A 13,308-nucleotide genomic window follows, 5' to 3' on the forward strand; every position below is an offset into this window, starting at 1 on the left:
GAGCGGTCAGCGGCCGAACGTGCGGGTATGGTCGTCGTAGTCGAGCAATCCCGCGTAGCGGCCCCAGTCGATCACGCCCCGCAGCGCCTGGTCCGCGCTGCGCGGATCGAGATGATCCTCGAGTTCGAGCTCGAAACGCTCGCGCGGCGCGCGATGCCCTTCGCGTTCGCCCAGCACTTCGTCGATATGCTCGGCGAGCGGCACGACCGGACGACATGCTCGCGAAACAGACACCGCCGGGCATCGTCGTCGCTTTGCGCGAATACATGGCCCGCGGCACTCAGCCGGATGGACCGGTCGCGCCATTCGGCAAACGCGAGCAGATCGAGCGCGGCCGCCGTCGAATACAGCGCGTCGGTCCGGAGCGCGAGCGCCGATGCAATCGTGCCGAGCAGCGCCCGCCGCGCACTACCTCCGCATGGTGCTCCACGACGCCTCTCCCCGCCGATGATGGTGGCTCGTGTTCCCGGGCGGGGCGGCCGGCAGGCTTGACCTGCGTCAACCGCCCGGCAATGCGCGGCGCCACGATTGCAGCGAGTCCTGCCGCGCAACGGCCACCGTTCAGGAGCGTCCCGATGACATCCGTTCCGGCTACGCCGTACCGCACCGACGAGCGCGCCTGCGTCGGCTCACGCGGCGGGGTACGCGTTCGCGAGCGCCTCGACGAACGCGTCGAGGCGCTCCGGCGCGAGCCGGTTGATGCCGGCCGCCCCTTCCCGGCCACCGCCCTCCGGAAATGCGCGACAAAGACGATCGGCGCCATACGGCGCGGCGACGGGCGCGCGAACGCTGACGGTGTACCCACCCGAGACCGACAACGTCAGCACCGCGTGAGCGCGTGCCGCGTCGCCACGCGCGAGCCGATTGGCGAAAACGCCGCGCACGCGACGCGCCCAGCGCGTGGCGGGGAGGATATAGACGTCCGCCCCCGGCAGCGCGATGTTCGCGCGCTGTCGCTCCGCACGCGCGATATCGCGTCGCCGGTTGGCGTCGAGCCGCCGCGCGAGGGGCGACCTCGCGAACTCGAACGGGTTCGCATATTGCCGCACCGCCGCATACACGGCCAGCGGTGCCATGAAGAGATCGTCCGGGCGATCGCCGTAACCGTTGTAGTTCACGGATTCGCCAAGCACCTGCAGACGGTAGGCATCGGCATCCGTCAGGCCGCAGGCGGCGGCGAGCTTGCCGGCCACGCCGACGAGATTGTCGCCATAGGCACCGACCACCGCCCAGAGTCGCTGCCGGCCCGCCAGGTACCGATCGACGATGATGCTCGTACAGGTGTCCGGCGCCGTGTCGATATGCGCGCGAAGGTGCGGATGAGCGGGCACGGCGCCGGGAATGTGGTGATCGAAATAGTCGACGTCGACCCCGCGCGCCAGCAGCGCATCGAGTGCCGCGCGGTTCGCGTCGAGCGAAACGTCCAGGACGGTGACGATGTCGCCTCGGGCGGCCGGCACGCGCGCGAGCAGCGCGATGTCGCGCTTGGGCCCCGTCACGAGCACCGACTCGGCCGGCATCTCGAGCCGGAGCTGCTGAAGCGAACAGATGCCGTCCGCATCACCGTTGAACACGTCAAAGCGCGTCATGATTCGCAACGCCCGATAACCGCATGAATCGAGGTAGCCATGCCATGGAACGACTCCCTTTCAGCCTGTTTGCCTTCGCCTCGTGTCGCGCCTTCGGTGAACGAATCGCGGCCCGTCTCGGCGTCACGCTCGCCGCGCACGAGGAACGTCCGTTCGAGGACGGCGAACACAAGACGCGTGCGCTTGTCAGCGTGCGCGGACACGACGTCTACGTCGTGCAGTCGCTGCACGGCGAGCCAGGCAGTTCCGTCAACGACAAGCTGTGCCGGTTGCTGCTGTTCATCGGCGCGTTGAAGGACGCGTCGGCCGCACGCGTTTGCGCGGTGACGCCCTACCTGTGCTACTCGCGCAAGGACCGCCGGTCCCAGCCGCGCGACCCGGTATCCACGCGCTATGTCGCCACATTGCTCGAAGCTGTGGGCGTCGATCGCGTCGTCACGATCGACATCCACAACATCGCGGCGTTCCAGAACGCGTTTCGCTGCCCGACGGAGCATCTCGAGGCGAACGGCATGCTGGTCGAATGGTTCGCCGGGCAAGCCAGCGACCGGCCGGTCGTGGTCGTATCGCCCGACGCAGGGGGCGTGCGGCGAGCCGAGGATTTCCGTGCACGGCTGGAAGCGCGCACCGGGCGCCCCGTCGACGCGGCGTTCGCCGGCAAGCTGCGCAGCGGCGGCATCGTGACACCCAAGCCGATCGTGGGCGAGGTCGCCGGCCGTTGCGCCGTCATCGTCGACGACCTGATCGGCACCGGGACGACATTGGCCCGCACGGCCGAGGATTGCCGCACGCTCGGCGCGCAATCCGTCTACGCGGTCGCGACGCATGGGATGTTCTTTGAAGACGCGGCCGACCTGCTCGGCGGCGACGCGCTCGCCGGCATCGCCGTGACCGACACGGTGCCGCCCTGGCGCGTGCCGGCCGGGCCGCTCAGGGACAAGCTCGCGATACTCGACAGCGCGCCGCTGTTTGCCGAGGCGATTGCGCGTATCCATCGCGGCGGCTCGCTCACGGACCTGTTGCGGCGCTGACATGGCTTGCCACCCACGCAAGCTCGCAGTCGTCGGCGTGCCGCCGGGCGAGCGCGACGTACGTGCTCGCGCGATCGCGCCAGACCGGCGTCGCCCTGAATGCGGGCTCGCGCAGGTGCCACGCGGCGAGCCGCGCGCGCGTCATGGCCCGGCAGCTCTGGTAGAAATTCACGCATCCGTCATCGACATCATCGCCGCTCGCGGAGCGATAGGCATTGACGAGCGCGTCCGCGAAACCCGGTGCGCCGAGACGCTCGCATTCGAGCGCTAGAAAGCCGACCTCGTCGGCCGCATCCTGGACTCTCAGTCGTCTGCAGAATTCGAGGCAATCGATGATCGCGACCGGATCGTCGATGCAGACGTGTTCGGGACGCAGATCGCCGTGCCCTTCGACGACATGCCCCTGTCGCACACGCAGGTCGAAGCGCGCGGCTTCACAGACGAGCAACGATCGCTGCCGCGCGCAGAGCGTCCGCACGGTATCGGCGGACTGGCCCGCGAGTGGCTTGCACAACGCGCGTTCATTGGTGTCGATCGTGCAACGCAGCGCTTCGCGATAAGCCGAACCGTCGATTCGCGCGGGTGCCAGGGTATGGTAGAACGCGCTCAGGCGAGCCGCGATGCGACACGCATCACCTGCCGTAGCCATGCCACGCGACAACACGCGGTCGAGCATGCGTGCAGCCGGCAGGCGCCGCATCCTGACCAGCCAGTCGACGATTTCCCCAGGTCCGTCCGCATGCAAGCAACCGCGGGCGTCAACGACGAGCGGCACCACGTCGAGATAGACGTCGGCCGCGAGCCGACGGTTCAAACGCACCTCCTCGCAACAGAAGCGATGCCGCGCGGCCAGCGTTCGAAAATCGAGTTGCGGCGCGCGCACGGGCTTCTTGAGCTTCCACGCGTACCGGTCCGTCAGGAATACCCATGACATGTGCGTCTCCACGGCCTCGACCGATCCCGTGCCGTCTGGCCAGGCTGCGGGCATGCGCAACGCGGCCACCTTGTCGCTCAGCGTGATCGCGCGGCCGGCCGGGAGATGGGCATCGATCATGCCGCTTGCTGCCCAGCGGGCGTGTCCAACCTGGCATTCTCCTGCGCGACGAGTGCCGACAGCGCCGGAGAAATCGCCGGCTGCAGCGGCATGACGGGCATCAGCGCATGCATCGGATCGGGTAGCGTGGACAGTTCGCGCATTGCGTGAATGCGGCTCTCGCCGAGCGTGGGGGCAGCGAGTCGCGCCCCTCCGATCATGACGGGCCGCAACAGCGGGGTTCCGTCGATGTGTTCGCCGTCGAGTCCGATGCTGTCGGCGGTGATTCGCCCGTCCGGGCCGTATTCCCGAAACACCTGCTTGCGGCCGGGCAGCGTGGCCTTGCCCTCCGAGCGTTTGCAGCGCGCCCGGCCCGCATACTCGACGAGCTTGTACGCGCAGTCGAGGCACGGTGCGTCCGCCGACGTACTCATCTGTGTGCCGATTCCGAAACCGTCGATCGGCGCATGCTGGTGAACAAGTTCCTGCAGCCGGTGTTCGTCGAGATTGCCGCTCGCGAAGATCGTCGCGTCCGTCAGGCCGCCGTCGTCGAGAATCGCGCGCACGTTGCGCGCGTGCGCCGCCAGATCGCCGCTGTCGATCCGGACGCCCTTGATGCGCACGTTCTCGGGCGCAAGCCGCCGCGCCAGTTCGACTACCTTGTGCGCCGCGTGCTCCGTATCGTACGTATCGATCAGCAGCAACGCGTTATCCGGCTGCGACCGCGCGAAATGCTCGAACGCAAGCGCTTCGTCGTCATGCGCCTGGACGTATGAATGCGCCATCGTGCCATAGACGGGAATGTCGTAACGCAAGCCGGCGAGCAGGGTCGCCGTGCCGGAAAATCCTGCAAGGTAACTGGCCCGCGCGGACAGCATCGCCGCCTCCGCGCCATGCGCGCGCCGCAGGCCGAAGTCGACCAGCAACCTGCCATGCGCGACGAGCGTGGCGCGTGCGGCCTTGCTGGCAACCAGCGTCGCGTAATGGAGCAGGTTCATCACGCGGCTCTCGACGAACTGCGCCTCGCGAAGCGGCGCCGTGATCCGCAGGATCGGTTCGTCGGCGAAAAACACCGTGCCTTCCGGCATCGCGTCGACGGTGCCCGTAAAGCGGAAGCTGGCGAGCGAAGCGAGGAACTCCGCTCGCAAGCGCCCGGTCGCGGCCAGTCGCTCGAGGGTGGCGGCCGTAAAGCACAGGCCCTCCAGATAGTCGAGCACGTGCTCCAGTCCCGCCGCCATCAGGAATGCCCGATGCTCGGGCAGCGCCCGCACGAAGAACTCGAAGCTGGCCGTGTCGTTCATTCCGGCATCGAACGCGGCCTGCATCATCGTCAGTTCATACCAATCCGCCAGCAGCACGTCGTCGACGTCAGCGTCCGGCCAGAATCCGTTCATCATGTGCCCTCCCGCGTCGCTCGCGCGCAATCGTGCAGCCGGTATCCGGCCGCTTCGTTGCGGACAAGCGTCGCTTCCGTCATTGCGGCGCGGGGCCCGGGGTCGACGGAACCGCGGTCCACACGCCATTGCACGACGCGACATACGGATAGTATCCGCGCGGGTCGTTGCAGTAGTACCACGCGCGTGCCGGCGGCAGCCGGGCCGGGGTCGGTGGCGGCCGCTGAACGACGATCGCCGGCGGAATGTAGGTCGGATACGGATACATCGGTTCAGGATAGATGTACCAGTAGCCGTCGACGATCCACCACCACGCGTAACGCCCGCCGTGCCAGTCCTGCACCCATCGACCGCCCTGCCATCGCGCACGCTCCCTCGGCGCGAAGTGGCGAAAGTCCCGCCCGTGGAAATCCCTGCGGTGAAATTCCTGGCGGGGGACATGACGCCCATGCTGGGCATGTGCCGGCTGCGTCGGAAGGCAGCACGCCGACGCGCACAGCACGAGCACGCGGCATGCGCGTCTGAGCCTGTTCATGGTCGTCACTCTTCGCGGAGATGCGATCCATCGTATTGAGGCCGTGCCGCGCGGCTTTGATCGGGATCAACGCATGCCCGCGGCCCGGCGGAATGCCGGCGACGCGGCATTCGCAGGTCTCAGGTCATGCCGCGCGCAGGGTTCGTATCGCCGTGCTCGCCGGTTCGAATACAGCGCAGATGACGGTGAGCACCACCGTCCGTCAGTACGTGAAGGTGTCCGATTTCTTCATTTCGATCCATGTCATTCCGCTGCGCAATCCCTCCAGCGCTGCCTCGCGCTCGGTCGCGAATACCCGGTGATGCGGAAAGACATGCTCGCACTTGCAGTCGGGCGAGCGGACCATCACGTGGACACGGCAGCTATAGCCGCCGGTCGCGACGCCAACCGTTTCGATCGCCACGGTCCAGTCCGCCGCGTTCAATTCACCGGAAATCGTCATGATTGCCCCCTTGCTTGCCGCGCGAGCGCATGCCGCTTCGATCATCGGTCGCGCCACGCCGCGAGGCGCGATGACGATATCCGGCCCGCCGCCGGAAGATCCATATCGGGCCGGCAACGAGGCCCAGGATCGCGGCCCACAGCAGAAGCACATAGCCGAACAATTGCCAGAATTCACCGACCCGCTGCTGCAGAATCCAGGTGCGGTACGACGCGACGTCGCTCGCGGCATCCGGATACGATGCGCGATAAACGAACAGCGGCAGGCAGACGTCGTATTCGGGAATCGGTGTCATCAGCAGCGATCCAGCCGGCCGCGCACTCACGCGCCCACACTCCGGCGCGGTCATGCCGGTCAAGACACCGGTGCTCACCGGATGGTCGTGGATCGCCCCGAGCCACGTCGTCGCGCTCGACAGCAGCAGGCAGAGACCGATTGCGCCGAGCCACCGGCGCATCGGGGTGCACGGGCCGGTATGCCGGCCGCGTGTCATGGGATCGCGCGCGTCCGAGGGGCGCGTCGCACCTGCATCGAGACCGCCGCTGCGTCATGCACAGCGCGACGGAAGCTGGAACCGACCGGATCAGCCACGCTGTTTCTCCTCGAAATACGGCTGGCGGGCCGCCACGAGCCGCAACTCGTCGAGCAGCGCCGCGGCCGCGCGCAGCAGATCGTCGAGCGAGACAATGCCGATGAGCTCGCCGTCGTCGCCGACGACCGGCAATCGACGGACGCCGTGCTGGCGCATCCGCTTCGCGAGCAGCCAGATGTCGTCGTCGACGTTCGCGGTCGCGACGGGCGCCGACATGATGTCACCGACGAACAGCGAACCGGCCTCCGCATCGGGGCTGACCACCGTCAGCACGATGTCGCGATCGGTCACCATGCCGACCGGCACGCATCGCCCCTCCTCTTCGCGCACGACGATCAGATCGCCGGCGTGCGCGTCGCGCATCATTTCCGCCGCCTCGACGACGGTTGCGCGTGCCGAACACATGGCGACATCGCGGGTACAGAGCATCGCGGCATTCATGTTCGTTCTCCCGGCCGGGGCAAGGCGGACCATCGATCGATGTCCGCCGCCGCCCGAGCCTTCATGCAACGGTAAGTTGATCGACCACGTCGCGCACGCCCGGCGCCGACCACGCGGCATCGAAGGCAAGCCGCCGTTCGCTCAGCGAGCCCATCTGACCAGTCGACGTCAGGATGCGTTCGTGCACTTCGACGCCGATGCGCACCGCATCGATCGACGGATCCCACTCGAGTTCCTGTTCGACGTCCTTCTTCAGCTCGCTGTCGCTTTTCATGGCCATCGACTCCTGTCCGCAATCGATGAAGACAACGGTAATTCCCGCTGCGCCGCGCGGAATTGATACAGGTCAGCGCGCGGCGTGGAGCGCAATCCCGGCCGATGTTTCCGCCGCGATCGCGCGAAATGCAGTCGTGACGTCGACGTTGCGCCCTTGCCTGGTGCGATCGCTTCTGGCGAATCGCAACACCATCTGGCGCCCGTCCGCCGACAGGCAGGCGGGTGCCTCGGCAAGCGACGCTGCATCCAGTCTAACGAGACCGCGATCAACGAGGCAGCGCAGGTCGACGGGGTCGCCCTGCTGGCGGCGCGGCTCGCTGGCGAGCACCATCAGGATCGCGATTTCGTGCGGACTCAGCAGCCGGTCGCCATCGGCGTCGATCCGGTGATGCTGGTGAGGCGTAGCAGCCGACACGCTCGGTGCCGATGCTTCGGAACGGGAAATGATCTGGCGATTCAACGTGTTCGTAATCAAGGCGGGCATGATGGTGTCCGTATCATGAACGTGAAGACGCAGACGGCACGGCACATGTAGAGGTCGACATGCAAGAACATCAATATTCGCTCCTGCCGGGCAATCGTTCTTGATGCAGGTCATCCGGCAGACGCGAACGATCGAAACGTTCCCCGATTCGTCTGATGCAAGCCCATCGAAACACCGATGCGCACGCCTCGCGGGACAGCCCCGGATTGCTTGCCCGGTCTTCGCGTCGAACTTCCCGTCGCCCGGTGCGGCGTGAAATCCCGCTCTGGCAATACGCGCGCTGCTGAGGCCACCGTCGCCGATATGCCGAACGGTCCTGACTGCTGTGATTGACCGCCATCAACGTTCTCGCGCGACATCGCTCATAGATTTCAAGGAAACACGCGGAGCAATCCGTTCCGCCAATCCGGACGCCACCCATGCCAAACGAAGCCGAAGCTCGCCGCGCCTTGCTCGTGCACCTGGGCAGCATCCTGCGAACGCTCAGTTGCGTGCTCGAATACGAACCGGATGACAGGACGCTAGATTCGCTGGTGGCCGCGCAGCCGATGCTCGCGGACATTCCACTGCTGAATCAGGTGTTCGCGCACATGACCGTGCGTGAATTCACGCGCGCGATCCTCCACGCATACTGTCTGTGGCCGCAGCTGTTGCTCGACGAGCCGCTCGATCGCGATGCCCTCGCGGAGCCCGTATGCGCGTAGCTGTTCTCCGACAACCCGGGAGGCTGGGCACGGTATGTCGCCTCGCTCGGTGCCGAGATCCCGTGGTTCGGGCAAGGCATGGGGCCGTCATCGTCGTCCGCGAGGCGACCGGCTCGCAAATCGCCGGTCGTGTGATCGACCGTCACGCATCGGGCGACGCGCGCGTCGTCCGCGCCGTCACGTTGCCCGCTACGCGCTCATGTGCCGTTCGCGGTCGGCAAGCCGGCGCGCGACCGCCGTCGTCGTTTCACTGCTCGAGTAGAAGACGACGAGCATGCGTCGAGACGTGTCCATGTTCCACTCCGTGCATCCGTCCGGGATCCGTACACCAGCTTATGCACCGGCGATCGGGGCGACGCTGATGCAAGTCAACCCGTCGCCGCATGATCCGGCGACAGTAGGCTTGTCCGAATTTCCCGCGACTTCTCGCCCATGCGCCATGTGGTATGACCTGATCGAACAGCAACGGCAATGGTTGCGAACGTGGGACACGGTGGCGCGGTTCACATGCGGCCTTTGGCCCGATGCCGCGTCGTCGTGCTACGCCGACCTGTTCGAACCCCTGCTCGACCTGCAGCCCGACGCGCCACGGTTCGCCATCGAGTCGATCGACGTGGGCGGCCGTCGCATCGACCTCGACGAAACGATCGTCGGGCACACTCCGTTTTGCACGCTGCGCCGCTTCTCGCACCCGGGTGCGCAACGCGTGATCCTGCTCTGCGTGCCGCTGGCCGGCCATGTGGCCGTGATGATGCGGGAGACGGTCGAGACCCTGCTGGCCGACGGCGACGTCTGCATCACCGACTGGATCAATGCGCGCGATGTGCCGCGCGACGCGGGCCGATTCGGCCTCGACGAATACGTGTCGATGCTCGACGGTTTCATCGATACCCTGCTTGCGGACGCGCGCCCGGTGCACGTCGTCGCGGTCTGTCAGGCGACGTTTCCGTCGCTCGGCGCCATTGCGCTGCGCGCACAACGCGGTGCCGCGCTGCCGGCGAGCCTGACGTTGATCGGTGGCCCCCTCGATGCCCGCATCAATCCGAGTGCGCTCGGGATCGCGGCCCGCTCGCATTCGCTCGACTGGTGTCGCGCCACGCTGATCGAGACGGTGCCGCACGGCTTCGCCGGATACGGACGACAGGTATTTCCGGCCTATCTGCAGCGTGCCGAGATCGCGCTCGCCTATCCGCAACACTACGTGGCGCTGGTCGATCGCTATCGACGAGCGGTGTCGAGCGGCGACGCCAACGCACTCGCAACCGCACGCCGCGCGCTGCGGGAATACCTGACGCTCCTCGACATGCCCGCCGAGTACTTCCTCGATACGGTCGACATCGTTTTCCAGCGGGCATGCCTGGCAAACCGGACTTGGCACGTTCACGGCCAGTTGGTCGATCCCGCCGCGCTGCGCTCGATCGCGTTGATGACCGTTGAAGGCAAATGCGATGCCGTCACCGGTGCCGGCCAGACCCATGCCGCGCTGGCCATGTGCAGCGGTCTCGCAGCGAATGCGCGGCAACGCGTCGACATCGACGACTGCGACCACTACGGACTCTTTACCGGCGATCATTGGCTCACCGACGTGCATCCTGTACTGCAGGCGGCATTCGCTCGCTCGGAAGATGGCCGACCGCGCACGGGCATGGCGTGACCCTGCGTTCATTCCGATCCGGTACGGTCGTGTGCGCGCCGCCACGCCCGGGAATCGGTCGGTTCAGCCGAATCCTCCCGCGCGTCGGTTCTGCTGACCTTCCAGGACGTCACGCGGCGCAATGCGACCGAGCGGGAATGGCGTGAATCGCGACACGCGCTGCGCGAACTGGCGCGCACATTGCAGCGTATCCGCGAGGCCGAACGAACCCGTCTCGCTTCCGAGCTTCACGAAGTGCTCGCGCAAGATTTGCTCTCGCGATATGGGGTGAAGATTGATACCGAACTAACCGAGACCGGCGTGGACGCCGCGGCAGCCTCCGTTCTTTATCGGATCGCACGGGAAGCGCTCGAGTACGCGCGGCTGCGCGTGCCGGTTGCGCGCATTTCCGTGCATTTGCTGAAATCCGGCGGCTTCGTCAGATCGACGACGCGTTCGTCAGCGGCGAACGCTCGTCGGCGCTCTTTTCGATACGCGAGCAGGTCGCGACAATTCGCGGCGACGCCGACTGGATGTGGCTCATTCCGGCGACGCACGCTCACCGGGCGCAGCGCTTTCCGCGACGGCCACGCGCCGCTTGACCGCGATGAAGCTGTCAGGGCTGACGGAAACCGAGTCGATGCCGCACGCCACGAGAAAATCGACGAATGCCGGATGATCGCTCGGCGCCTGGCCGCACAAGCCGACCTTCGCCCCCGCGTTGCGGGCGGACTCAATCACGCGGGCGATCATCCACTTCACGGCTTCGTTCTGTTCGTCGAACAACCCGGCCAATTCCGCCGAGTCGCGGTCTACGCCGAGCGTCAGTTGGGTCAGATCGTTGCTTCCGATCGAGAAGCCGTCGAAGCGCTGCGCAAACTGGCTCGCCAGGATGACGTTCGACGGGATTTCGCACATCACATAGATCTGCAATCCGTCTTCGCCGCGCTTCAGTCCGTTGGCGGCCAGGACCTCGAGCACGCGGTCCGCCTCGTCGAGCGTCCGGCAGAACGGGATCATCACGACCACGTTCCTGAATCCCATGCCATTTCGCAGCCGCGCGATGGCCCTGCATTCGAGCGAGAATCCGTCACGGTAGCGCGGCGAATAGTAGCGTGACGCGCCGCGAAATCCGAGCATCGGATTTTCTTCCAGCGGTTCGAACTGCGCGCCGCCGACCAGATGCGCGTACTCATTCGTCTTGAAGTCGCTCATGCGGACAATCACCGGCGCGGGATGACAGACCGCCGCGATACGCGCGAGGCCGTGCGCCAGCCGGTCGACGAAATAGTTCGACGGGTCGTCGTACCCCGACGTCAGGGCAGCGATCTCGCGCTTCGCATGCGCGTCCGTCAGCGCGTCGTAGTGGGCCAGCGCCATCGGGTGGACCTTGATATGGTTGCTGATCACGAACTCCATGCGCGCAAGCCCGATTCCATCGGCGGGCAGTCGCCACCATCGGAACGCCGCGGCCGGATTCGCGAGATTCAGCATGACCTGCGTACGGGTGGCCGGCAGGTCGGTCAGGTCGATCGCCTCCACGTGATATTGCGCGATGCCTTCGTACACGAACCCGGCCTCGCCCTCCGCACACGACACCGTCACTTCCTGCTGATCGTGCAGCATGCGGGTCGCGTTGCCGGTGCCGACGATGGCGGGCAACCCCAGCTCGCGGCTCACGATCGCGGCATGCGACGTGCGGCCGCCATGATCGGTGACGATCGCCGCGGCGCGACGCATCACCGGCAGCCAGTCGGGATCGGTCGTGTGCGTCACCAGTACCGCGCCGTCGACGAATCGCCCCATGTCGTGCGGACTCTCGATCACGCACACGCTGCCGGCCGCGATCGCCTCGCCGACACTGACGCCGGTGAGCAGCTTGCGGCCGGTCTGACCAAGTCGGTAGGTCTTGATGGCGCTGGATTCGCGCCGGGATTGCACCGTTTCGGGACGTGCCTGCACGACGAACAGTTCTCCGCTTACGCCGTCCTTCGCCCACTCGATATCCATCGGCTGGCCATAGTGCGCCTCGATCGCGCAGGCCCACTTCGCAAGCGCCAGGATGTCGCGGTCCGCCAGCACGAAGGTGGCACGCTCGGCTTTCGAGGTCGGCACGTTGCGGGTCGGTGCATTCTCGTCGCGCGCATAGATCAGCTTGCATGCCTTGCCGCCGAGCGTCTTGCCGATGACCGGTGTGCACGCCGGATCGCCGAGCAAGGGCTTGAAGACCTCGTATTCGTCGGGGTCCACGGTGCCCTGCACGACATTCTCGCCAAGCCCCCATGCCGCGCTGATCAGCACCACCTTGTCGAATCCTGTTTCCGTGTCGAGCGAAAACATCACGCCGGCCGCGCCGAGGTCCGAACGCACCATCCGCTGCACGCCGATCGACAGCGCGACGCGCAAGTGATCGAAGCCCTTTTCTTCGCGGTAGGAGATCGCGCGGTCGGTGAACAGCGACGCATAGCACCGGCGGCACGCCGCGAGCAGCGCATGCTCACCGCGCACGTTCAGATAGGTTTCCTGCTGACCCGCGAAGCTCGCGTCGGGAAGATCCTCGGCGGTCGCGCTCGAGCGCACGGCGACATCGACGTCGTCTCCGCCGGCCTGTCGGCACAGTTGCCGATACGCGTCCCGGATCGCGTCGGCGATGTCGTCGGGCCAGTCTCCGCGGAGGATCGCCTGCCGGATCGACGCACCGGCCTCGGCGAGCGCCATCTTGCGTGCGCCGAATGCCTCGAGCGTGCTGCCGATGGCTTGCCTCAATCCGTTTGCATCGATGAATCGCCAGTAAGCGTCCGCTGTCGACGCGAACCCGGGTGGCACGCTCACGCCCTGTGCGGACAGGTTGCCGATCAATTCGCCCAGCGACGCATTCTTGCCGCCGACGCGCGCCACGTCGCCGCGCCGCAGGTCGTCGAACCAGACGACGTGTGCATTCCCGTGATCCATGACGAGCCCTCCGATGGCCGCGGCCGAGCCGCGAGGAGCGACAGGCGCGGGCCGGCATTGGCCGGCGCTGTCGGCCGAACACGTTCATCCTGATCCGACGCTTCGGCGTCTCACGTGACCTGCATCAAGAACGGCGGCCGACGCGCGAACGGCACTGCCTCGCGCGAGGCTTCATCTCCGTGGCCGGACGGCATCGACGGTG

At 66.6% G+C, this 13,308-nt stretch carries 14 protein-coding genes and 1 pseudogene; 3 read left to right on the top strand and 12 right to left on the bottom strand.

From position 1 onward, the window contains the following. Nucleotides 1–6: 6 nt before the first annotated feature. Both BTE28158_RS32955 and BTE28158_RS14100 read right to left on the bottom strand, forming a co-directional pair. A pseudogene (locus tag BTE28158_RS32955) lies at nt 7–551 on the bottom strand (AAA-associated domain-containing protein). A gap of 78 nt (nt 552–629) precedes the next feature. Continuing rightward, on the bottom strand, nt 630–1,589 hold the full coding sequence (locus tag BTE28158_RS14100; RefSeq protein ID WP_151047994.1) for an acetyltransferase: 960 nt from the start codon (nt 1,587–1,589) through the stop codon (nt 630–632). Between the two features lie 44 nt (nt 1,590–1,633). On the opposite strand from BTE28158_RS14100, the gene BTE28158_RS14105 reads away from it, so the two are divergent. Beyond that, the gene (locus BTE28158_RS14105; protein ID WP_174919926.1) at nt 1,634–2,620 is read left to right on the top strand and encodes a ribose-phosphate diphosphokinase; all 987 of its coding nucleotides are present in this window, start codon (nt 1,634–1,636) and stop codon (nt 2,618–2,620) included. Here the strand turns inward: BTE28158_RS14105 and BTE28158_RS14110 are convergent. The 8 genes from BTE28158_RS14110 to BTE28158_RS14145 form a co-directional block, all read right to left on the bottom strand. After that, nucleotides 2,598–3,674: a hypothetical protein gene (locus BTE28158_RS14110; RefSeq protein ID WP_151047993.1), complete on the bottom strand. Its 1,077-nt coding sequence runs from the start codon at nt 3,672–3,674 to the stop codon at nt 2,598–2,600. The two genes, BTE28158_RS14105 and BTE28158_RS14110, sit on opposite strands and share 23 nt — an antisense overlap. Next, the gene (locus tag BTE28158_RS14115) at nt 3,671–5,047 is read right to left on the bottom strand and encodes a nicotinate phosphoribosyltransferase (protein WP_151048015.1); all 1,377 of its coding nucleotides are present in this window, start codon (nt 5,045–5,047) and stop codon (nt 3,671–3,673) included. The genes BTE28158_RS14110 and BTE28158_RS14115 overlap by 4 nt, the downstream gene beginning before the upstream one ends. 79 nt (nt 5,048–5,126) lie before the next feature. After that, entirely contained in the window at nt 5,127–5,390 is a 264-nt protein-coding gene (locus BTE28158_RS32490; protein ID WP_236873007.1) for a hypothetical protein, read from the bottom strand. Between the two features lie 394 nt (nt 5,391–5,784). Then, the gene (locus tag BTE28158_RS14125) at nt 5,785–6,024 is read right to left on the bottom strand and encodes a hypothetical protein (protein WP_151047991.1); all 240 of its coding nucleotides are present in this window, start codon (nt 6,022–6,024) and stop codon (nt 5,785–5,787) included. Further along, the gene (locus BTE28158_RS14130) at nt 6,008–6,481 is read right to left on the bottom strand and encodes a hypothetical protein (protein WP_239007294.1); all 474 of its coding nucleotides are present in this window, start codon (nt 6,479–6,481) and stop codon (nt 6,008–6,010) included. The genes BTE28158_RS14125 and BTE28158_RS14130 overlap by 17 nt, the downstream gene beginning before the upstream one ends. Before the next feature lie 126 nt (nt 6,482–6,607). Then, nucleotides 6,608–7,057: a CBS domain-containing protein gene (locus BTE28158_RS14135; protein WP_151047990.1), complete on the bottom strand. Its 450-nt coding sequence runs from the start codon at nt 7,055–7,057 to the stop codon at nt 6,608–6,610. A 61-nt stretch (nt 7,058–7,118) separates the two neighbouring features. Further along, complete coding sequence (locus BTE28158_RS14140) at nt 7,119–7,331, bottom strand: BON domain-containing protein (protein ID WP_151047989.1); 213 nt, start codon at nt 7,329–7,331, stop codon at nt 7,119–7,121. A 72-nt stretch (nt 7,332–7,403) separates the two neighbouring features. Continuing rightward, nucleotides 7,404–7,931, bottom strand: coding sequence for a hypothetical protein (locus tag BTE28158_RS14145; protein ID WP_239007295.1), 528 nt, complete (start codon nt 7,929–7,931; stop codon nt 7,404–7,406). A 305-nt stretch (nt 7,932–8,236) separates the two neighbouring features. Between BTE28158_RS14145 and BTE28158_RS14150 the strand changes: the two genes are divergently transcribed. After that, on the top strand, nt 8,237–8,521 hold the full coding sequence (locus BTE28158_RS14150) for a hypothetical protein (protein ID WP_239007296.1): 285 nt from the start codon (nt 8,237–8,239) through the stop codon (nt 8,519–8,521). A 439-nt stretch (nt 8,522–8,960) separates the two neighbouring features. Further along, complete coding sequence (phaZ, locus tag BTE28158_RS14160) at nt 8,961–10,175, top strand: polyhydroxyalkanoate depolymerase (RefSeq protein ID WP_151047988.1); 1,215 nt, start codon at nt 8,961–8,963, stop codon at nt 10,173–10,175. Between the two features lie 63 nt (nt 10,176–10,238). Here phaZ and BTE28158_RS14165 read toward each other — a convergent pair whose 3' ends face one another. Together BTE28158_RS14165 and ppsA are read right to left on the bottom strand one after the other, a co-directional pair. Then, a complete protein-coding gene (locus tag BTE28158_RS14165) occupies nt 10,239–10,406 on the bottom strand; it encodes a hypothetical protein (protein ID WP_170296389.1) in 168 nt (55 codons plus the stop codon). 288 nt (nt 10,407–10,694) lie between these two features. Then, the gene (gene ppsA, locus BTE28158_RS14170; RefSeq protein ID WP_151047987.1) at nt 10,695–13,106 is read right to left on the bottom strand and encodes a phosphoenolpyruvate synthase; all 2,412 of its coding nucleotides are present in this window, start codon (nt 13,104–13,106) and stop codon (nt 10,695–10,697) included. Nucleotides 13,107–13,308: the final 202 nt, after the last annotated feature.

The organism is Burkholderia diffusa (genome assembly GCF_902499115.1).
In the GTDB taxonomy this organism is placed as follows: domain Bacteria; phylum Pseudomonadota; class Gammaproteobacteria; order Burkholderiales; family Burkholderiaceae; genus Burkholderia; species Burkholderia diffusa.